Here is a 19984-nt window from a genome sequence, read left to right on the forward strand (position 1 = left end):
CGCTGAGACGCACGCCTGCGCGCCGACGGGCGGGGCACGTGGCCAAGGCCACGCACCCCTCCCGTCGCCGTTCGATCTACCCGTCGGTAGCATCCTGGCCATGGCAGACACGCAGCAGGTTGACCCGAAGGCCGACGCCAGGACCGAGCGCACGGTGGCGAAGCTCGTCCGGCGGATCAGCGCCTTCTCCAAGGCCCACGGTGGCGCCGAGGGCCAGGTGGCCTACATCGGCGAGCGCGGCGCCCGCATCGTCCTCGTCGGCGAGGACGGCGGCTGGGGGGACCTGGTGGCCCCCACCTGCGCCGTCGCCGAGCAGGCGGTGCGCGCGTCCGGGATCACGGTCCACGAGTCCTTCGACGGCGAGTTCGCGGCGAAGGTGCGCACGGGCCCCTACGAGTGGAAGCGGATGGCCGGCATCCAGGTGGGCGGCCCCGCCAACGGCTGAGCCGCCGGCCCCGAGGAGTGCGGGCAGCCCCGCGGCGGGCCGCCCGCGGCCCGTACGCGCGTGACGGACCGAGACGCCGGGCCCGGCCGCGACCTCGGACCCCGTTCACCCGTTAGGACGTGCAAGACAGCACAGCGCGTCCTGACGGGGGAGCCGGAATGATCGAAACGCCGTCCCTCGTGGACCAGTACTGCCACGGCGTACTGCGGACGGAGCTGGGCCTCGGCACCTTCGAGGCCCAGCTGTCCCGCACCGAGGGACCCCCGGCGCCGGGCACCACCCTCTTCGACACCCAGACCGGCTTCGCCGTACGCCGCTGGTGCCCGCCCCTGCTCGGCCTCGAACCGCACTGCGCGCCCGCCCGCTACCTGGCCCGGCGCCGGGAACTGGGCGCCGTGGAGGCGGGCCGCAGGCTGCTGCGGGGCAGCGGCATCACCACCTACCTGGTCGACACGGGGCTGCCCGGGGACCTCACCGGCCCCGGTGAGATGGCCCTGGCGGGGAACGCCGAGGCCCGGGAGATCGTCCGCCTGGAGCCGCTCGCCGAGCAGGTCGCCGACACCTCCGGGACCGTCGAGTCCTTCCTCGCCAACCTCGCCGAGTCCGTGCACGGAGCCGCGGCCACCGCCGTCGCCTTCACCTCCGTCGCGGGCCTGCGGCACGGACTGGCCCTCGCGCCGGAACCACCGGGGCCGGGAGAGGTGCGCGGCGCGGCGGGCCGCTGGCTGGCCGGCCGGCGGGTCGGCGGCGCGCTCACGGACCCCGTGCTGCTGCGGCACCTGCTGTGGAACGCGGTCGCCTCGGGCCTGCCGCTGCAGCTGCACGCGGGCCTCGGCGAGCCCGGCTCCCGCATCGACCGCACCGACCCGGTGCTGCTCACCGACTTCGTCCGGGCCACGGCCGGCCTGGGCACCGACCTCGTCCTGCTGCACGGCTACCCGTACCACCGCCACACCGCCCACCTGGCCTGCGTCTTCCCGCACGTCTACGCCGACTCCGGCGCCGCCCTGGTGCGCACCGGCGCCCGTGCGGCCACCGTCCTGGCCGAGACCCTGGAGCTGGCCCCCTTCGGCAAGATCCTCTTCTCCACCGGCGCCCACGGCCTGCCCGAACTCCACGTCGTCGGCGCCCGCCTCTTCCGCGAGGCCCTCTCCCGGGTCCTGGGCACCTGGGTCGCGGAGGGCGCCTGGGTGCGGGCGGACGCCCAGCGGGTGGCCCGGCTGATCGCGGCGGACAACGCGCGCCGGGTGTACGGGCTGGAATGAGGCTGTACGGCGGTACGCCCGGCCACGGAGACTGGGGCGATGCGGACCGCCGCCCTGCTCGACCGCTTCCTGCGCGACCTCGCACCCTTTCGCCCCCTCGCCCTGTGGGCCCACGGCTCCCTGGCCGGCGGGGACTACCAGGAGGGACGCAGCGACCTGGACCTCATCGCCGTGCTGCCCGGGCCGCTCGGCCTCGGGCGGATCCGGCAGGTGGCACGCCTGCACCGCGAGCTGCGCGGCACGCCGCTCGCAGCGAAGCTCCACTGCAGCTATTCGACCCCGGCCGGCCTGGACGACCCCGGGCGGTCGCACCTCACCTGGGCGCACGACGGACTGCTGCGCCGTCCCGTCACCCCCGTCACCCGGCGCGAGCTGCACACCTTCGGCCGGGTGCTGTACGGGCAGGCACCGGACGCGCTGCTGCCCGCGGTGCCGGACCGGCAGCTCACCGACTTCGTCGTACGCGACCAGCGCGACTTCTGGCGGCCGGCGGTGAACCGGCCCCGGCGGTGGCGGCAGGACGTCTGGGTCGACCTGGGCCTGCTGACGTACGCCCGGGCCGGCGTCACCCTGCGCGAGGGGCGGCTGATCTCCAAGAAGGAAGCGCTCGGCGAGCTGCGCGGACTGGGCGCGCCCGCCGAGGTCGTCGAGGACATCGCCCGGCGGCGCTACGGCACACCGGCCCCGCAGGACCCCGCCTGGCGGGCCCGCCGCGCCGGGCTGACCCGCGCCTACCTGGGCCCGGCGATCGACGCCCTCGTGGCCGCCCACGGGTGAGACCCCCGCGTGGCCGCGTACGGGTCAGGTCACGCGCGGGAGCCGGCCGTCACCTCGGCGGCGGGACCCGGCAGGTCCGCCACGAGCGCGGGGCGCTCCCGCAGCGACAGCAGGACGCGCAGGACCCAGATCCACATCACGGCGGAGCCCGCCATGTGCGCGGCGACCAGGGCCTCGGGGAGATGGGTGAAGTACTGGACGTACCCGAGGGCTCCCTGGCACAGCAGGACGACGAACAGCTCCCGCGTCCGCGCGGCCGGCTCCCTAGGGGCGTCCACCGCCTTCAGCACGAACCACAGCGCGAAGGTCAGCGTGACCACGATCCAGGCGAGCACCGCGTGCAGCTTGGCCACGGTCTCCCAGTCGATCGGGATGCGTTCGACCTCGCTGGAGTCACCGGCGTGCGGGCCGGCCCCGGTCACCACCGTGCCCACCGCGATGAGCAGCGCCGACGCGGCCACCAGGACCCACACCAGCTGCCGCACCGCCGCGCCGACCAGCGGACGCGGGGCCCCGTCGCCCTCCCGGGCGCGCTGCCACATCAGCGTGGCGACGGCGATCAGCGCCGAGGAGAGCAGGAAGTGCGCGGCGACCGTGTACGGGTTGAGGCCGACCAGCACCACGATGCCGCCGAGCACCGCGTTGCCCATGACCACCCAGAACTGCGCCCAGCCCAGCCGGGTCAGGGGGCGCCGCCACGGCTTCTGGGCCCGGGCCGCGACGATGGCCCAGCCGACGGCCGCGCACAGCACGTACGTCAGCATGCGGTTGCCGAACTCCACGACCCCGTGGAAGCCCATGGCCCGGGTGGTGGTCAGCGAGTCGTCGGTGCAGGTGGGCCATGTCGGGCAGCCCAGCCCGGAGCCGGTCAGGCGGACGGCGCCGCCGGTCACGACGATGACCACCGACATCACGAGCGCGGCGAGCGCCGCCCGCCGGACGGTCCGGGGATCCGGGGTCCAGCGGTCGGCGATGAAGGCGAGCGGGTTGCGCAGGGCGGCCCGGGCGTCGGCGTGGTTCAGCTTTGGCACGCCCACCATCGTAGGCCGCCGCTTGTGCACGCGTTCACGAGGGTCACTCCCAGCGGAAGAACTTCCCGGCCGCGGCGAGCCCCGCCACCGCCCACACGGCGAGGACACCCAGGTCGGCCCAGGGCGTGCCGGCGCCGTGCTGGAGGACGTCGCGCAGCCCGTCGGACAGGGCGGAGATCGGCAGCAGGCCGAGCACCTGCTGTCCCGCCGGGCCGAACTTCTCCAGCGGGACGATCACCCCGCCGCCCACGAGCAGCAGCAGGAAGACCAGGTTGGCGGCGGCCAGCGTGGCCTCCGCCTTCAGGGTGCCGGCCATCAGCAGGCCGAGGCCCGAGAACGCCGCCGTGCCCAGGAGCAGCAGCAGGAGCACCGCGAACGGGTTGCCGTGCGGGGACCAGCCGAGGGCGAGGGCGATCGCCGTCAGCAGGATCACCTGGAGGGCCTCCGTGACCAGCACCGACAGCGTCTTGGCGGTCATCAGGCCCCAGCGCGGCAGCGGGGAGGAGGCGAGCCGCTTCAGGACGCCGTAGCGGCGCTCGAAACCCGTCGCGATGGCCTGGCCGGTGAACGCCGTCGACATCACGGCGAGCGCCAGGACGCCGGGAGCGAGGAAGCCGACGGCCTCGCCCGCGCCGGTGTCCACGATGTCGACCGAGCTGAAGAGCACCAGCAGCAGGGCCGGGATGACGACCGTCAGCAGCAGCTGCTCGCCGTTGCGCAGCAGCATCTTCGTCTCCAGTGCCGCCTGCGCCGCGATCATGCGGGGGAGCGGTGCGGCTCCGGGGGCGGGGGTGTAGGTACCCGTGGTGGTCACGCGCGCAGCTCCTTGCCGGTCAGCTCCAGGAAGACGTCCTCCAGCGTGTGCCGCTCCACCGAGATCCGGTCCGGCATCACCCCGTGCTGGGCGCACCAGGAGGTCACCGTGGCCAGCAGCTGCGGGTCGACCTTGCCGGCGACGCGGTAGCTGCCCGGGGTCAGCTCGGCGGCCGTGCTGTCGGCCGGGAGGGCCTTGAGCAGGGAGCCGACGTCGAGGCCGGGACGGCCGGTGAAGCGCAGGGTGTTCTCGGCGCCTCCCCTGCACAGCTCCTCGGGCGAGCCCTGGGCGATGACCCGGCCGCCGTCGATGATCGCCACGTCGTCGGCGAGCTGTTCGGCCTCGTCCATGTGGTGCGTGGTGAGGATCACCGAGACGCCGTCGGCGCGCAGGTCGCGCACCAGGTCCCAGGTGGCGCGGCGGGCCTGCGGGTCGAGCCCGGCGGTCGGCTCGTCCAGGAAGACGAGTTCGGGGCGGCCCACGACGGCCATGGCGAGCGCGAGCCGCTGCTGCTGGCCGCCGGACAGCCGGCGGTAGCCGGTCCGGCCGCAGGAGCCGAGGCCGAGGCGTTCGATCAGGGCGTCGACGTCCAGCGGATGCGCGTGCAGCCGCGCGATGTGCCGCAGCATCTCGCCGGCGCGGGCGCCGGAGTAGACCCCGCCGGACTGGAGCATGACGCCGATGCGGGGCCGCAGCCGCGCGGACTGCCGTACCGGGTCGAGTCCGAGGACGCGCACCGTGCCGCCATCGGGCTTCCGGTAGCCCTCGCAGGTCTCGACGGTCGTCGTCTTCCCCGCCCCGTTGGGGCCGAGTACGGCGGTCACGCCCGGCTGGGCCACCAGGTCGAGGCCGTTCACCGCGGTCTTCGTGCCGTACCGCTTCACCAGGGCCTGGACCTGGAGCACGGGCTCACTTCGCATGAGTCCAGAGTCTAGGGAGAGCGCCGGCCCCTCAGGCGGCCGGGTGCGGGAACTCCTCCTCCCGGGGACGGTGCGGCGGCCGCCACCGCTCGGGCGTGGGCCAGGCGTCGCGCGAGGAGGATCTCGCCGGTCTCGCCACCGAGCGGCCGCAGGCCCGTGGCGATGGCGTCCCGGGTGACAGGAGGGCCGGTGGGAGGGGGTGGGCATGGTCCGGGAGTCTCCCGACGGGGCGGGCCGGCGCCACCGGTCCGATCCGCGGGGGAGCGCCCCGGACGATCGATCGAGATCGTTTCCGCAGGTCGGATTAGGTTCCCCTAAGTGACGCAGGGCACCGCCCGGTGATCCGGACGCCGCTTGTCAGTCTCCGAGGAATTACGCAACAATGGTGTTGTGAAAAACGTCGGCGAGGCTCGGGAGACCCCCCAGGGGACCCCGCAGGAGGAGCTAGCGACCGGTGAGCGCTCGACGCGCAACCGGGTCGCGCGGTCCATCCTGGACCACGGCCCGTCGACGGTCGCGGAACTCGCCGGCCGGCTGGGACTGACCCAGGCGGCCGTACGGCGTCACCTGGACGCGCTGGTGGCCGACGACGTCGTGGAGGCACGCGAGCAGCGGGTCTACGGCACGCGCACGCGCGGCCGCCCCGCCAAGGTCTTCGCGCTCACCGACTGCGGCCGGGACGCCTTCGACCAGTCCTACGACAAGCTCGCCGCGGACGCGCTCCGCTGGATCGCCGAGCAGGGCGGCGGCGCCGAGGCGGTCACCGCCTTCGCCCGCGCCCGGCTCACCGCGCAGGCGAGCGCGTACCGCGAGGCGATCGAGGCCGCCGGTCCCGACAAGCGCGCCGAAGCGCTCGCCAGGGCCCTGAGCGCCGACGGGTACGCTGCTACGGCGCGCAGCGCACCGGTCGGCGAGCAGCTCTGCCAGCACCACTGCCCGGTCGCCCACGTCGCGGAACAGTTCCCGCAGCTGTGCGAGGCGGAGACCGAGGTCTTCGCGGAGCTGCTGGGTACCCACGTCCAGCGACTGGCGACCATCGCCCACGGCGACGGCGTCTGCACGACGTTCATCCCCGAGATTTCCACTGACGCACCTGCAAACACGGCCGGGAGGAACCCCGCATGACTCTCCCCACGGAGACTGCTCACCCCGAACTCGAGGGCCTGGGCAAGTACGAATACGGCTGGGCCGACTCCGACGTGGCCGGTGCCTCCGCCAGGCGTGGCCTGAACGAGGACGTCGTCCGTGACATCTCGGGCAAGAAGTCCGAGTCGGAGTGGATGACGAAGCTGCGCCTGAAGGGCCTGAAGCTCTTCGAGAAGAAGCCCATGCCCAACTGGGGCTCGGACCTCTCGGGCATCGACTTCGACAACATCAAGTACTTCGTGCGCTCCACGGAGAAGCAGGCGGAGTCCTGGGAGGACCTGCCCGAGGACATCAAGAACACCTACGACAAGCTGGGCATCCCGGAGGCCGAGAAGCAGCGTCTCGTCGCCGGTGTCGCCGCCCAGTACGAGTCGGAGGTCGTCTACCACCAGATCCGCGAGGACCTGGAGGAGCAGGGCGTCATCTTCCTCGACACCGACACCGCCCTGAAGGAGCACCCCGAGCTCTTCAAGGAGTACTTCGGCACGGTCATCCCGGTCGGCGACAACAAGTTCGCGTCGCTGAACAGCGCGGTGTGGTCCGGCGGCTCCTTCATCTACGTGCCGAAGGGCGTGCACGTCGAGATCCCGCTCCAGGCCTACTTCCGCATCAACACGGAGAACATGGGCCAGTTCGAGCGGACCCTGATCATCGTCGACGAGGGTGCCTACGTGCACTACGTCGAGGGTTGTACGGCCCCGATCTACAAGTCGGACTCGCTGCACAGCGCGGTCGTCGAGATCATCGTCAAGAAGAACGCCCGCTGCCGGTACACGACCATCCAGAACTGGTCGAACAACGTCTACAACCTGGTCACCAAGCGCGCCGTGGCCTACGAGGGCGCGACCATGGAGTGGGTCGACGGCAACATCGGCTCCAAGGTGACGATGAAGTACCCGGCCGTCTACCTGATGGGCGAGCACGCCAAGGGCGAGACCCTCTCCATCGCGTTCGCGGGCGAGGGCCAGCACCAGGACGCCGGCGCCAAGATGGTCCACATGGCGCCGAACACCTCGTCCAACATCGTCTCCAAGTCCGTGGCGCGCGGCGGCGGCCGTACGTCGTACCGCGGCCTGATCGAGATCGGCGAGGGCGCCTCGGGCTCCAAGTCGAACGTGCTGTGCGACGCGCTGCTGGTGGACACCGTCTCCCGGTCGGACACCTACCCGTACGTCGACGTCCGCGAGGACGACGTGTCCATGGGCCACGAGGCCACCGTCTCCAAGGTCTCCGACGACCAGCTCTTCTACCTGATGAGCCGCGGCCTCTCCGAGGACGAGGCCATGGCGATGATCGTGCGCGGCTTCGTCGAGCCGATCGCCAAGGAGCTGCCCATGGAGTACGCGCTGGAGCTGAACCGGCTGATCGAGCTTCAGATGGAGGGCGCGGTCGGCTGACCCGCCCCATCACCGGCAGACGTCTCACTCAGAAAGAGAGCACTACGACAGCCATGGCTGAGGCCCAGAACTCCCCCACTCTCGGCTCCGCTCGAGCGGGGGGACCCCCGCCGGCGGGTTCCACCACCGCCGGCTCGATCGCGGTCGCCGCGGAGTCGACCGTCGTCTCGCGCATGAGCGCGCCCCCGTCCTTCGACGTGGCGGACTTCCCGGTCCCGCACGGCCGCGAGGAGGAGTGGCGGTTCACCCCGCTGGAGCGGCTGCGCGGACTGCACGACGGCACCGCCGTCGCTGACGGCGACGGTGTGAAGGTCGACGTCCGCGCCCCCGAGGGCGTCACCGTCGAGACCGTCGGCCGCGACGACGCGCGGATCGGCAGGGCGGGCACCCCGGTCGACCGGATCGCCGCGCAGGCGTACTCCGCGTTCGAGAAGGCCTCGGTCGTGACCGTCCCGAAGGAGACCGTCCTCACCGAGCCGATCCGCATCGCGGTGCACGGCCGGGGCGGCACCGCCTTCGCCCACCAGGTGATCGAGCTGGGCGCCTTCGCCGAGGCCGTCGTGGTGATCGACCACACCGGTGACGCGGTGCTCGCGGCCAACGTCGACTACGTCCTGGGCGACGGCGCCAAGCTGACCGTCGTCAGCGTCCAGGACTGGGACGACAAGGCCGTCCACGTCGCCCAGCACAACACGCTGATCGGCCGCGACGCCTCCTACAGGTCCGTGGTCCTCACCTTCGGCGGCGACGTGGTCCGCCTGCACCCGCGCGTGGCGTACGCCGGCCCCGGCGGCGAGGCCGAGCTGTTCGGCCTGTACTTCACCGACGCCGGACAGCACCAGGAGCACCGCCTGCTGGTCACCCACAACGCCCCGCACTGCACGTCGAACGTCGTCTACAAGGGCGCGCTCCAGGGTGACAACGCGCACGCGGTCTGGATCGGTGACGTGCTCATCGAGGCCAGCGCCGAGGGCACGGACACCTACGAGATGAACCGCAACCTGGTCCTCACGGACGGCGCGCGCGTCGACTCGGTGCCGAACCTGGAGATCGAGACCGGCGAGATCGTGGGCGCCGGCCACGCCTCCGCGACCGGCCGCTTCGACGACGAGCAGCTCTTCTACCTGATGGCCCGCGGCATCCCGGAGCACGAGGCGCGCCGCCTGGTGGTCCGCGGCTTCTTCGCCGAGCTGATCCAGCAGATCGGTGTCACCGACATCGAGGAGCGCCTGCTCGCCAGGATCGAGGACGAGCTGGAGGCTTCGGTCGCATGACCTTCGTACGCGTCTGCGGGCTGAACGAACTGGCCGAGGACACCCCCAAGCGCGTGGAGATCGACAGCACGCCGGTCTCGGTCGTCAGGACCGGGGGCGAGGTGTTCGCCATCCACGACATCTGCTCCCATGCGAACGTCTCCCTCTCCGAGGGCGAGGTGGAGGACTGTCAGATCGAGTGCTGGCTGCACGGCTCCGCCTTCGACCTGCGCACCGGCAAGCCGTCCGGTCTCCCCGCGACGCGCCCCGTCCCCGTATACCCCGTAAAGATCGAAGGGGACGACGTTCTCGTCTCCGTCACCCAGGAGTCCTGAGGCACCCATGGCAACGCTTGAAATCCGAGACCTGCACGTCACCGTCGAGGCCGACAACGCCACGAAGGAGATCCTCAAGGGCGTCGACCTCACCGTGAAGCAGGGCGAGACGCACGCCATCATGGGCCCCAACGGCTCCGGCAAGTCGACGCTCGCCTACTCCCTCGCGGGTCACCCTAAGTACACGATCACCAGCGGCACCGTCACCCTCGACGGCGAGGACGTCCTGGCGATGTCCGTCGACGAGCGTGCCCGCGCGGGCCTGTTCCTGGCGATGCAGTACCCCGTCGAGATCCCCGGCGTCTCGGTCTCCAACTTCCTGCGCACCTCCGCCACCGCCGTCCGCGGCGAGGCCCCCAAGCTGCGCACCTGGGTGAAGGAGGTCAAGGAGGCCATGGAGCGTCTCCACATGGACCCGTCCTTCGCCGAGCGCAACGTGAACGAGGGCTTCTCCGGCGGTGAGAAGAAGCGTCACGAGATCCTCCAGCTGGAGCTGCTCAGGCCGAAGTTCGCGATCCTCGACGAGACCGACTCCGGCCTGGACGTCGACGCGCTCCGCATCGTCTCCGAGGGCGTCAACCGCGTCCACGGGACCGGCGAGGTCGGCACCCTGCTGATCACGCACTACACGCGCATCCTGCGCTACATCAAGCCCGACCACGTCCACGTGTTCACCGCCGGCCGCATCGTGGAGTCGGGCGGCCCGGAGCTGGCGGACAAGCTGGAGAACGAGGGCTACGAGGCATACGTGAAGGGTGGCGCATCCGCGTGACACAGCTGCCGGGCCTCCTCGACACCGAGGCGATCCGCAAGGACTTCCCCATCCTGGACCGCGTGGTCCACGACGGCCGGAAGCTCGTGTACCTGGACAACGCGGCGACCAGCCAGAAGCCGCGCCAGGTACTGGACGCCCTGAGCGAGTACTACGAGTGCTACAACGCCAACGTCCACCGCGGTGTGCATGTGCTCGCCGAGGAGGCCACGGCGCTGTACGAGGGCGCGCGCGACAAGGTCGCGGAGTTCGTCAACGCGCCGAGCCGCGACGAGGTGATCTTCACCAAGAACGCCTCCGAGTCGCTGAACCTCGTGGCGAACATGCTGGGCTGGGCCGACGAGCCCTACCGGGTGGACCACGAGACCGAGATCGTCATCACGGAGATGGAGCACCACTCCAACATCGTGCCGTGGCAGCTGCTGTCGCAGCGCACGGGCGCGAAGCTGAAGTGGTTCGGCCTCACCGACGACGGCCGCCTGGACCTGTCCAACATCGACGAGATCATCACCGAGAAGACGAAGATCGTCTCCTTCGTGCTGGTGTCGAACATCCTGGGCACGGTCAACCCGGTCGAGGCGATAGTCCGCCGCGCCCAGGAGGTCGGTGCCCTGGTCTGCATCGACGCCTCGCAGGCCGCCCCCCACATGCCGCTGGACGTGCAGGCCCTCCAGGCCGACTTCGTGGCCTTCACCGGCCACAAGATGTGCGGCCCGACGGGCATCGGCGTCCTGTGGGGTCGCCAGGAGCTGCTGGAGGACCTTCCCCCGTTCCTGGGCGGCGGCGAGATGATCGAGACCGTCTCGATGCACTCGTCCACGTACGCCCCGGCGCCCCACAAGTTCGAGGCGGGCACGCCCCCGATCGCGCAGGCGGTCGGCCTCGGCGCGGCGATCGACTACCTGAACGCGATCGGCATGGACCGGATCCTCGCCCACGAGCACGCGCTGACGGAGTACGCCGTCCAGCGCCTGGCGGAGGTCCCCGGCCTGCGGATCATCGGCCCCACCACGGCCGAGGACCGAGGCGCGGCGATCTCCTTCGCCCTCGGTGACATCCACCCGCACGACGTGGGCCAGGTCCTCGACGAGCAGGGCATCGCGGTCCGGGTCGGCCACCACTGCGCCCGTCCGGTCTGCCTGCGCTACGGAATTCCTGCGACCACGCGAGCGTCGTTCTATCTGTACTCCACGCCGGCCGAGATCGACGCACTGGTCGACGGTCTGGAGCACGTACGGAACTTCTTCGGCTGAGGGGCGTGCTGAAAAGGTGAAGCTGGACTCGATGTACCAGGAAGTCATCCTGGACCACTACAAGAACCCGCACGGGCGTGGTCTCAGGGATGGCGACGCCGAGGTGCACCATGTGAACCCGACGTGCGGCGACGAGATCACCCTCCGCGTGAAGTACGAGGGCTCGAAGATCACGGACGTCTCGTACGAGGGCCAGGGCTGCTCCATCAGCCAGGCCAGCGCGTCGGTCCTCAACGAGCTGCTGGTCGGCAAGGAACTCGCCGAGGCGCAGAAGATCCAGGAGACCTTCCTGGAGCTGATGCAGTCCAAGGGCCGGGTCGAGCCCGATGACGCGATGGAGGAGATCCTGGAGGACGCGGTCGCGTTCGCCGGTGTCTCCAAGTACCCCGCGCGGGTCAAGTGCGCCCTCCTGAGCTGGATGGCGTGGAAGGACGCGACGGCCCAGGCACTGAACGGCGCCGACGCCGAAAGGAAGACCGCATGAGCGACACCGTCGAGATGAAGCCGGCCTCGGAGGAGGAACTCCGTGAGGCCCTGATGGACGTGGTCGACCCCGAGCTGGGCATCGACGTCGTCAACCTGGGTCTGATCTACGGCATCCACGTCGACGACGCGAACATCGCGACGATCGACATGACCCTGACCTCGGCGGCCTGCCCGCTGACGGACGTCATCGAGGACCAGGCGAAGTCCGCGACGGACGGCCTGGTCAACGAGCTGCGCATCAACTGGGTGTGGATGCCGCCGTGGGGGCCGGACAAGATCACGGACGACGGCCGCGACCAGCTGAGGGCACTCGGCTTCAACGTCTGAGCCGCCTGCCTTCGCAGCGAAGCGGTGAGAGGGGCCACGGCAGCGTGCCGTGGCCTCTTCCGCATGCCCGGGCAACCGGCACGTGAGACGCGGTTCGCCCTCGGTGGCCCGCCCGCGTTAGGTTTTCCCCCATGACCGACTCTGCTTCCCGTACCACCGGCGCCGTCGCCGCCGGCCTCGCCACGATCGCCGCCGACGGCACCGTGCTCGACACCTGGTTCCCGGCCCCCGAGCTGGTCGAGGAGCCCGGCCCCGCCGGCACCGAGCGGCTGACCGCCGAGCGGGCGGCGCAGCTGCTGGGCGGCGGAGCGACCGCGGCGACCGGCCCGGACGCCCGCCGGGGCGTCGAGGTGGTCGCGGTCCGCACGGTCATCGCCTCGCTGGACGACAAGCCCATCGACGCGCACGACGTCTATCTGCGCCTTCACCTGCTCTCGCACCGCCTGGTCAGGCCGCACGGCCAGAGTCTGGAAGGCGTCTTCGGCCACCTCTCCAACGTCGCCTGGACCTCGCTCGGCCCGGTCGCCGTGGACGACATCGAGAAGGTGCGCCTGAACGCCCGTGCCGAGGGCCTGCACCTCCAGGTGACCTCGATCGACAAGTTCCCGCGCATGACGGACTACGTCGTGCCCAAGGGCGTGCGCATCGCCGACGCCGACCGGGTCCGCCTGGGCGCGCACCTCGCGGCGGGCACCACCGTCATGCACGAGGGCTTCGTCAACTTCAACGCCGGCACCCTGGGCACGTCGATGGTCGAGGGCCGCATCTCCGCGGGTGTCGTGATCGGCGACGGCTCGGACATCGGCGGCGGCGCCTCCACCATGGGCACCCTGTCCGGCGGCGGCAACGTGATCATCTCCATCGGCGAGCGCTGCCTGGTCGGCGCCGAGGCGGGCGTCGGCATCGCGCTCGGCGACGAGTGCGTGGTCGAGGCCGGCCTGTACATCACCGCGGGCACCCGCGTCACCATGCCCGACGGCCAGATCGTCAAGGCCCGCGAGCTGAACGGCGCCTCGAACATCCTCTTCCGCCGCAACTCGGTCACCGGCACCGTCGAGGCCCGCCCGAACAACGCGGTCTGGGGCGGCCTGAACGACATCCTGCACAGCCACAACTGATGCACCCCCGACCCGAGCGCCCCCCGCCGGCATCCCGGCGCGGGGGCGCTCCGTCGTGTCCGAGGGGAGGCCGGGCGGACTTTTTCCGGGCCGCAGGCATAGTGGCGGGCCGGTACGCACGTCAGAAGGGGTGTGGGGCCCGGACAACAGGTGCGGCCCGGGGGAAGAGAAGGTGACGATGGATGCCGAGGCGCAGGAGAGTTTCCGGGACTTCGTGGCCGGCAGGTCGTCCGCACTGCTGAGGACCGCCGTCCTGCTGACCGGCGGGGACCGGCACGCCGCCGAGGACCTGTTGCAGAACGCGCTGGTCAGGGCGGCCGGCCGGTGGCAGCGGATCGACGAGCCGGAGGCGTACGTCCGGCAGATCCTGTACCGGCAGCAGGTGAGCCGCTGGCGGCTGAAGTGGCGGCGCCGGGAGGTCTCGGTCGCTCAGCCCCCGGAGGCCGGTCACGCCCCGGACGCCGCGTACGCCGCCGAGCTGCGGATGGTGCTGCGGGCGGCGCTGTCCCGGCTCACCGCGCGCCAGCGGACCGTGCTCGTCCTGCGCTACTTCGAGGACCTGCCGGAGGCGGAGGTCGCCCGGATCCTGGGCTGTTCCGTGGGCACCGTACGGTCCACCACCCACCGCTCCCTGGCCAGGCTCCGCGAGCTGGCGCCCGAGCTGGCCGCGCTCGGCCCCCGGCCGCAGCGGCCGTCCCGTGACTTCTCACCCGTGGAGGTGCGTCCGTGAACGTCGAGGAACTTGTGCGCGAGACGCTGTGGGAGCAGGCCGACCGTGTGCCGCCCGCGCCGCCGGGACTGGCCGACCGGGTGCTCGGGGTGCGCCGGCGCCGCCGTAACCGCAGGCTGGCGTCGGTCGCCACGGCCGCCGCCGCCGTGGTCGGGATCGCCGTCGCGGTGCCACTCCTGGACTCCGGCGGACCGGGAGACGTACGGCCGTCGAGAGTGCTGGACTCCGGTGCGGTCCGGGCCCACCCGGACCAGTCGCCGCCGCGGGAGGCGATCGCGGCCGGGCGCACGGTGCTGGCCGCGTACTACACGCGCCGGATCGTGCCCGAGTCCGGCCACCGGGTGGCCGGCGTACGTACGTACTGGCTGCTCGACCCCCGCACCGGCCGGTACGAGAAGGACGACCGGTGGTCGTCCGTCGCCGTCGCCCCGGGCCTGCGGACCGCCGCCGTTCTCGAACGGAGGCTGCCCGCCTCGCGGATCGGCCTGCTCGACCTCGCGACGGGGGAGGTCGAGCGGTGGATCCCGGTGGCCCGGGGCGTCGGGGGGCTCGCGTTCTCGGCCGACGGCCGCAGGCTGGTCGCCACGACGTACAACGAGAACCCCGACCTGTACGAACGCTCCACCGACCCGGGGACCGGCGAGACCGTCCTGGCGCCGCGGTTCGGCATCCGGCCCCGGACGGGTTTCCAGATCCTGGACGTGGCCTCCGGCAGCAAGCGCCCGTGGGTTCCCGTCGCATCGGACCGCAACGTCCTCGGCGACGCGGACTTCTCCTTCAGCCGTACCGGTGACCTGCTGTACGCGCGGGTCGCGGGGCCCCGGGACGGCATGCAGCAGTTCTACGGCCTCACGGGGCGGAAGGTCGCCCCGCCCGCGAACGAGCGCCACCTGAGGTCGGACGTCGGCGCCCGGCTCTCCCCGGACGGGCGGCTCGCCGCCTGGGGACTGGTCGCGGAGCCGCACCACACGTCGTACTCGGCGATCCGTGATCCGCTGACCGGCAAGGAGATCACCCGGGTGCGGGGCGCGGATCTGCTCGCCTGGGCGGACGACAAGCGGCTCATCGCCTGGGAGCGGGATCCGGACACGGTGGAGTACCGGCCCCGGCTGGTGCTGGTCACGATCGGCAGCAAGGACGTCGTCCCGCTCAGCGGCTACCAGAAGCCGGACGCCGCTTACCACTGGCAGGACTGGCAGCCGGTGTTCGCCCAGCGGTGATCACGCCCCCACCAGCGCCCCGTACCGCGCCAGCAGCCCGTCGGCCGTCTCCCGGCCGGCGGGCAGCAGCGGTGCGCGCACCGGGCCCGCGGGCAGTCCGAGGCGGGCCAGCAGGGCCTTGGCGGTGACCGTGCCGGGCAGTCCCGCGCCCGTCATCGCCTCGGTCAACGGCACGGCGGCCAGCTGGAGCCGGGTCGCGCGGGCGGTCTCGCCCGCGTCGAACGCGTCCAGGATCGCGGCCATGTGCGCCGGTACGGCGTTCGCGACCGTGCTGACACAGCCCGCCGCGCCGACCGCGTACAGCGCCAGCACGTGCTCGTCGCAGCCCGCGTAGTACGCCAGCCCGGTCCGCACCAGCACCTTCTGCGTGCCGAGGAAGTCGTAGGAGCAGTCCTTGACGGCCACGATCCGCGGGTGCGCCGCGAGGCGGATCATGGTGTCCGGCTCGATCCGGGTGCCGGTGCGGCCCGGGATGTCGTAGAGCATGACGGGCAGTCCGCTCGCCTCGGCGACCTGGAGGAAGTGGGCGGCCACGGCCTCCTGCGGGGGCCGGCTGTAGTACGGCGTCACCACCAGCACGCCGTCGGCGCCCGCCTTCCCGGCCGCTCGCGCCAGCTCCACCGTGTGCCGGGTGTCGGCGGTGCCCACGCCCGCGACCAGCGCGGCCCGGTCGCCGACCGCCTCCCGCACGGCCGCGACCAGGCGCGCCTTCTCGTCGTCCGTGGTGGTGGGCGACTCGCCGGTGGTGCCGTTGAGGACCAGGCCGTCGCAGCCCTCCGCCACCAGGCGCACGGCCAGCCGCTGGGCGCCCTCCGGGTCGAGCGCGCCCTCTTCGGTGAACGGCGTGATCATCGCGCACAGGGAGCGGCCGAAGGGCGCGGCGGGCTTGCGGGTGGTGGTCGTGTGCGTGGTGGTCGTGGTCATGGGAGTAGTCTCGGCACCGCGTCCGTGAAGCTCTACTTAATTTCTCTACGGAGTATTGATAAGCAATGCTGAGCGATGGCGTCGTCGGCCGCACGCCCTGTGTCGCACTCCGCCCCTCATGGGTCACTATGGGCGGAGGGTCACCTGCGTCAGGTCATGGGAGGCGCCATGAAGCTCGGCAAGGCACTGGCCACCGGGACCGCCGAGGAGCGGCCGCTCGTCCACGAGGAGGAACCGCGGCCCCGCGAGGAGGCCGTCCGCCCCGGACCGGCCGAGCCGGCCCGCGAAGAGGTCCCGGCCGCCCGATGAGACTGCGGCTCCCGGCCGAACGCCCCACGGAGCCGCCGACCGGATACAAGATCGCTCACCCGGTGCTGTCCCAGGACGGCACCCGGGCCGGGTTCACCGGCGTGTCGCTCGGCGGCGCGCTGCCGTACGGGGTGCTCGACGACGCCGCCTGCGTCTACGGCCGCCGGCACCGCCCGCCCGCGCGCCGGTGCGACTGCGGCTTCCACTGCGTGCACGACCGGGCGGCGGCCGAAGCCCTGCTGTGCACAGCCGAACACCGGGCGGCCGTCCTGCTGGAGGTCTCCGTCCTCGGCGCCTACATCCGCTTCGAGCGCGGCTTCCGCTACGCCCGCCAGCGGGTCCGTACGGCAACGGTGGGCCCGTGCGCCTGCGGGATGCGGGCCTTCGCGTTCGCCGACGCGGGCTGGGGCCGGCCCGGCCGTCGGGCCCTCGTCCCCGCCTGCGCGGGCTGCGTGCGGGGCCGTCCGTCCGTCTCCCTCGCGGAGTTCGCCCGGCTGGCCGGTCAGGGCCTGCGGGTGGTCGCGGGCGACGGTGGTACGGGCAGTACACCGGACGGGTTGACGCCCACCACCGAGCCGGGCGTGCCCGAACTCGTCGCGGAGGCCGCGTTGTTGCAGGCACGCCTCGACTGGTTGCAGTCCCAACTCGCACGTCTCGGCGAACGCGGCACCGGGAGCGGCGCGCACGGCTGAGGATCCTCGGCCCGGGTACCCGTAAGCCGCGCACAGGAAGGAGGCGCACACCGTGACCGTGACCCCGTACGCACGGCCCCCGCCCGGCGGGCGCCCCGGCCCGGGCGGCACGGAGCGTTCCCGGGCGCCGCGGGGGGACGCCGGCCCCGCCGGCCGGAAGCCGGCCGGGAGGCCGTGCCGTACCGGACTCGGCGGCGGACCGGCGGACGCGCCCGGCCTCGTCCCGCCGCTCCCCCCGCACCCGAGAGGCCGTCCGGCAGTGCCGGTGCGGACGCCGACGTGATCAGGGAAAGGGCACACCGATGACGGACAGGAACCCGCACGGCTCGGGCGCCAAGGGCCCCGACGAGCTGCGGCAGCAGATCGGACACACGACGAGGAGCCGGCTCGGCGACACCGTCGCCCAGCTGGCGGACAGGGCCGATGTGAAGGGCCGGGCCCGGGCGCGGGCCGCCGACCTGAGGGACAAGGCCGGGGCGATGACCGTGCAGCTGCGGGAGAGCGCCGCGCACGCGGGGCACGGTGTGCAGGGGCGGGCGGCCCGGGCGGGGCACCAGGTCCAGGACCGTGCCGTGCGGGCCGGCCACGGTGCACAGGAACGGATGACACGGGCCGGGCACCTGGTGCAGGAGCGGGCCGTGGAGAGCGGGCACTCCTTCCACGACCGGGCGGCGCGGGCCGGCCGCACCGTGGAGGACGACCCGCGGGTGCCGCGCCCGATGCGGTCCGCCGTGGGCGCCGCGCTGCGGCACCCGGTGCCCACGCTGACCGCGGGCGCGGCGGGCGTCGCCGTCGTCGCCGCGGCCGTGCTCCGGCGCCGGTCCGGCCGCCACAGGTGACCGCGGTACGGCGGGGCCGGCCCGGGCGAGGTGTCCCGCCGGCCCCGCCGCCGTATCACGGACGGAACCGCAGCACCTGCGGGTCGTGGTCGCTGATCTGGTCGTTGAACTCCGAGTTGATGTGCACGCTGTCGTACTCGAAGTCACAGCCGCGCCGGATCGCCGGGCTGACCAGGATCTGGTCCAGGACCTGCTCGTTGCCCTGGTAGTCGTACGTGTACCGCTCGCTCCGCGGCAGCGACTTGATCGCCGACCACAGCTCGCCGTCGCCCTCGAGGATCTTCGCGGTGCCGGAGAACTCGAAGTCGTTCATGTCGCCGAGCGCGATGACGTCGGCGTTCTTCTGCGCGGACAGGATGTCCTTGACGAACGCGTTCACCGCCGTGGCCTGTGCGTGCCGCTGGATCTCCGAGCTGCGCACCGGCGGCTGGTACTGCGCGGCCAGACCCTGGTCGCCACCCTTGGAGTTGAGGTGGTTGGCGATCACGAAGACGGTCCTGCCGCGGAAGACGAACTCGCCGGCGAGCGGCTTGCGGCTGTTCTTCCAGGCCGCGTTCCCCGGGTCGATCCGGCCCGGGGAGAGCGTCAGCCGCGCCTTGCCGTGCACCTTGGTGACGCCTGCCGCGGTGGTCGCGTCGCCGCCCGCGCGGTCCGTGAAGGACACCCGCCCGGGGTTGAACAGGAACACCTGGCGGATGTTGCCGCCGGGCTCGCCGCCGTCCTGGTCGTTGACCGGGTCGATCGTGCGCCAGTCGTACTCGGGGCCGCCCGCCGCGACGATCGCGTCGATCAGCTTGCGCACGGTCTCGCCGGAGCCGACCGTGCCGTCGTCCTTGGCGCCGTTGTCGTCCTGGATCTCCTCGAGGGACACGATGTCGGGCGACCGCAGGTTGTTCACGATCGCGGAGGCGTGCGAGGCGAAGGTGGTGTCCGACGGGTCGAGGTTCTCGACGTTGTACGTCGCCACCGCCAGCTCACGGCCCGACTGCCGCCGCGTCGTCTCGCGCTGGAGGCCACCGCTCTCCAGGGTGCCGAGCGTGCTCGCCACCAGGGTGTAGCCGCCGAACTGGTTGAAGTCCAGCGGGCCGGTGGTGGTGCCGCCAAGGGTGTCGCCGACGTTCGCCTTCGGGAAGTCGGCGGTGGCGCCCAGCGACTGTATCTGGAGCCGGCCGGTGTTCTGGGAGTCGTAGGAGCCGTACACCGTGCCGCCGCGGCGGTTGCGGTGCTCGTGCGGCTTCACCGTGACCCACAGCTCGCTGTACGGGTCGGTCGCGGTGACCACCCGGGCGTCCTGGATCCGGACGGTCATGCCCTCCAGGGACTCGTAGCGGTCCAGGGCGTACGCCGACGGGTCGAGGGGGAGGCCGTTGACGGAGCCGTTCGCCGCGGTGTCGCCGGCCGGGCTGTACGCGTCCGGCACCGTGTCCTCGTCGACGACGGCCGGCGCCGGGACGGCGTTGCCCGAGGAGACGGTGGCGACCACCGGCTTGGTGATCTCCGTCAGCGACTGGTTGCCGGAGGAGGTGCCGCCCGGGACGTACTCGGAGACCGTGCCGGTCACCGTCACCGAGTCGCCGACCGCGACCTTCGGCGCGGTGCCGGTGAAGACGAACACGCCTTCGCTGGTGGCGGAGTTGTCGTCGGGGGTGGCGTCCTGCATCCAGAAGCCTCTGGAGGAGCCGTACGTGCGCGTGGCCGTGACGATGCCAGGCACGTCCGTCACCTTCTGCCCGGCGAACGGGGACACCCGGGTCGTGCCCTGGATGTCGTGGATGCGCACCGCGTCGGCGTGCGCGGGCGAGGTGAGGACGACGGCCGACGCGGCGGAACAGACAGCGGCGACGGTGAGCGCGGCGAGGCGCGCGGAAGACCTGCTCGGCAAGGGGATCCCTCCGGGGACGTGCGTGAGCGCCGGGACGAGGGTGGAACGG

At 72.3% G+C, this 19984-nt stretch carries 22 protein-coding genes; 17 read left to right on the plus strand and 5 right to left on the minus strand.

Annotation, left to right across the window (positions count from 1 at the left end; genetic code table 11):
- Window positions 1–100 precede the first annotated feature (100 nt).
- The 3 genes from ACF1BE_RS33290 (at window position 101) to ACF1BE_RS33300 (ending at window position 2487) form a co-directional block, all read left to right on the plus strand.
- Window positions 101–445 (plus strand): hypothetical protein, encoded by a 345-nt coding sequence (locus ACF1BE_RS33290; protein ID WP_392202726.1) that lies wholly within the window; start codon window positions 101–103, stop codon window positions 443–445.
- Between the two features lie 158 nt (window positions 446–603).
- Complete coding sequence (locus tag ACF1BE_RS33295; protein WP_392202727.1) at window positions 604–1710, plus strand: amidohydrolase family protein; 1107 nt, start codon at window positions 604–606, stop codon at window positions 1708–1710.
- A 39-nt stretch (window positions 1711–1749) separates the two neighbouring features.
- Window positions 1750–2487 carry a nucleotidyltransferase gene (locus ACF1BE_RS33300; protein ID WP_392202728.1) on the plus strand — a complete coding sequence of 246 codons (738 nt, stop codon included), beginning with the start codon at window positions 1750–1752 and terminating at the stop codon, window positions 2485–2487.
- 29 nt (window positions 2488–2516) lie between these two features.
- On the opposite strand, the gene ACF1BE_RS33305 is transcribed toward ACF1BE_RS33300, so the two are convergent.
- From ACF1BE_RS33305 to ACF1BE_RS33315, 3 genes are read right to left on the minus strand one after another with little or no spacing between them, the layout of a single operon-like run.
- The gene (locus ACF1BE_RS33305) at window positions 2517–3527 is read right to left on the minus strand and encodes a heme A synthase (protein ID WP_392202729.1); all 1011 of its coding nucleotides are present in this window, start codon (window positions 3525–3527) and stop codon (window positions 2517–2519) included.
- A gap of 34 nt (window positions 3528–3561) precedes the next feature.
- Entirely contained in the window at window positions 3562–4332 is a 771-nt protein-coding gene (locus tag ACF1BE_RS33310; protein ID WP_392202730.1) for an ABC transporter permease, read from the minus strand.
- Window positions 4329–5252 (minus strand): ABC transporter ATP-binding protein, encoded by a 924-nt coding sequence (locus ACF1BE_RS33315; RefSeq protein WP_392202731.1) that lies wholly within the window; start codon window positions 5250–5252, stop codon window positions 4329–4331. The genes ACF1BE_RS33310 and ACF1BE_RS33315 overlap by 4 nt, the downstream gene beginning before the upstream one ends.
- A gap of 390 nt (window positions 5253–5642) precedes the next feature.
- Between ACF1BE_RS33315 and ACF1BE_RS33320 the strand changes: the two genes are divergently transcribed.
- The 11 genes from ACF1BE_RS33320 (at window position 5643) to ACF1BE_RS33370 (ending at window position 15289) form a co-directional block, all read left to right on the plus strand.
- Window positions 5643–6377 carry a helix-turn-helix transcriptional regulator gene (locus ACF1BE_RS33320; protein ID WP_392202732.1) on the plus strand — a complete coding sequence of 245 codons (735 nt, stop codon included), beginning with the start codon at window positions 5643–5645 and terminating at the stop codon, window positions 6375–6377.
- The gene (gene sufB / locus ACF1BE_RS33325; protein WP_392202733.1) at window positions 6374–7795 is read left to right on the plus strand and encodes a Fe-S cluster assembly protein SufB; all 1422 of its coding nucleotides are present in this window, start codon (window positions 6374–6376) and stop codon (window positions 7793–7795) included. The genes ACF1BE_RS33320 and sufB overlap by 4 nt, the downstream gene beginning before the upstream one ends.
- A gap of 53 nt (window positions 7796–7848) precedes the next feature.
- Window positions 7849–9069 carry a Fe-S cluster assembly protein SufD gene (sufD, locus tag ACF1BE_RS33330; protein ID WP_392202734.1) on the plus strand — a complete coding sequence of 407 codons (1221 nt, stop codon included), beginning with the start codon at window positions 7849–7851 and terminating at the stop codon, window positions 9067–9069.
- Window positions 9066–9383: a bifunctional 3-phenylpropionate/cinnamic acid dioxygenase ferredoxin subunit gene (locus ACF1BE_RS33335; protein WP_392202735.1), complete on the plus strand. Its 318-nt coding sequence runs from the start codon at window positions 9066–9068 to the stop codon at window positions 9381–9383. Before sufD ends, ACF1BE_RS33335 begins: the two co-directional genes overlap by 4 nt.
- A gap of 7 nt (window positions 9384–9390) precedes the next feature.
- A complete protein-coding gene (gene sufC, locus ACF1BE_RS33340) occupies window positions 9391–10155 on the plus strand; it encodes a Fe-S cluster assembly ATPase SufC (RefSeq protein WP_361994860.1) in 765 nt (254 codons plus the stop codon).
- The gene (locus tag ACF1BE_RS33345) at window positions 10152–11408 is read left to right on the plus strand and encodes a cysteine desulfurase (RefSeq protein WP_392202736.1); all 1257 of its coding nucleotides are present in this window, start codon (window positions 10152–10154) and stop codon (window positions 11406–11408) included. Before sufC ends, ACF1BE_RS33345 begins: the two co-directional genes overlap by 4 nt.
- A gap of 16 nt (window positions 11409–11424) precedes the next feature.
- Window positions 11425–11892: a Fe-S cluster assembly sulfur transfer protein SufU gene (gene sufU / locus ACF1BE_RS33350; RefSeq protein ID WP_392202737.1), complete on the plus strand. Its 468-nt coding sequence runs from the start codon at window positions 11425–11427 to the stop codon at window positions 11890–11892.
- Window positions 11889–12221: a metal-sulfur cluster assembly factor gene (locus ACF1BE_RS33355; protein WP_121789386.1), complete on the plus strand. Its 333-nt coding sequence runs from the start codon at window positions 11889–11891 to the stop codon at window positions 12219–12221. Before sufU ends, ACF1BE_RS33355 begins: the two co-directional genes overlap by 4 nt.
- Window positions 12222–12352: 131 nt before the next feature.
- Window positions 12353–13339, plus strand: a complete 987-nt coding sequence (dapD, locus tag ACF1BE_RS33360; RefSeq protein WP_392202738.1) for a 2,3,4,5-tetrahydropyridine-2,6-dicarboxylate N-succinyltransferase — start codon at window positions 12353–12355, stop codon at window positions 13337–13339.
- A gap of 178 nt (window positions 13340–13517) precedes the next feature.
- Complete coding sequence (locus tag ACF1BE_RS33365; RefSeq protein ID WP_392202774.1) at window positions 13518–14069, plus strand: SigE family RNA polymerase sigma factor; 552 nt, start codon at window positions 13518–13520, stop codon at window positions 14067–14069.
- Entirely contained in the window at window positions 14066–15289 is a 1224-nt protein-coding gene (locus ACF1BE_RS33370; RefSeq protein WP_392202739.1) for a WD40 repeat domain-containing protein, read from the plus strand. The genes ACF1BE_RS33365 and ACF1BE_RS33370 overlap by 4 nt, the downstream gene beginning before the upstream one ends.
- On the opposite strand, the gene dapA is transcribed toward ACF1BE_RS33370, so the two are convergent.
- The gene (dapA, locus tag ACF1BE_RS33375) at window positions 15290–16213 is read right to left on the minus strand and encodes a 4-hydroxy-tetrahydrodipicolinate synthase (RefSeq protein ID WP_392202740.1); all 924 of its coding nucleotides are present in this window, start codon (window positions 16211–16213) and stop codon (window positions 15290–15292) included. It lies immediately after the preceding gene.
- Window positions 16214–16381: 168 nt separating this feature from the next.
- Between dapA and ACF1BE_RS33380 the strand changes: the two genes are divergently transcribed.
- The 3 genes from ACF1BE_RS33380 (at window position 16382) to ACF1BE_RS33390 (ending at window position 18053) form a co-directional block, all read left to right on the plus strand.
- Window positions 16382–16522, plus strand: a complete 141-nt coding sequence (locus tag ACF1BE_RS33380) for a hypothetical protein (RefSeq protein WP_392202741.1) — start codon at window positions 16382–16384, stop codon at window positions 16520–16522.
- A complete protein-coding gene (locus tag ACF1BE_RS33385) occupies window positions 16519–17214 on the plus strand; it encodes a hypothetical protein (RefSeq protein ID WP_392202742.1) in 696 nt (231 codons plus the stop codon). The genes ACF1BE_RS33380 and ACF1BE_RS33385 overlap by 4 nt, the downstream gene beginning before the upstream one ends.
- A 302-nt stretch (window positions 17215–17516) precedes the next feature.
- Window positions 17517–18053 (plus strand): DUF3618 domain-containing protein, encoded by a 537-nt coding sequence (locus ACF1BE_RS33390; RefSeq protein ID WP_392202743.1) that lies wholly within the window; start codon window positions 17517–17519, stop codon window positions 18051–18053.
- 55 nt (window positions 18054–18108) lie between these two features.
- Here ACF1BE_RS33390 and ACF1BE_RS33395 read toward each other — a convergent pair whose 3' ends face one another.
- Window positions 18109–19935, minus strand: a complete 1827-nt coding sequence (locus tag ACF1BE_RS33395) for an endonuclease/exonuclease/phosphatase family protein (RefSeq protein WP_392202744.1) — start codon at window positions 19933–19935, stop codon at window positions 18109–18111.
- Window positions 19936–19984 lie beyond the last annotated feature (49 nt).

This window comes from Streptomyces sp. NPDC014991 (genome assembly GCF_043080665.1).
Taxonomy (GTDB): domain Bacteria; phylum Actinomycetota; class Actinomycetes; order Streptomycetales; family Streptomycetaceae; genus Streptomyces.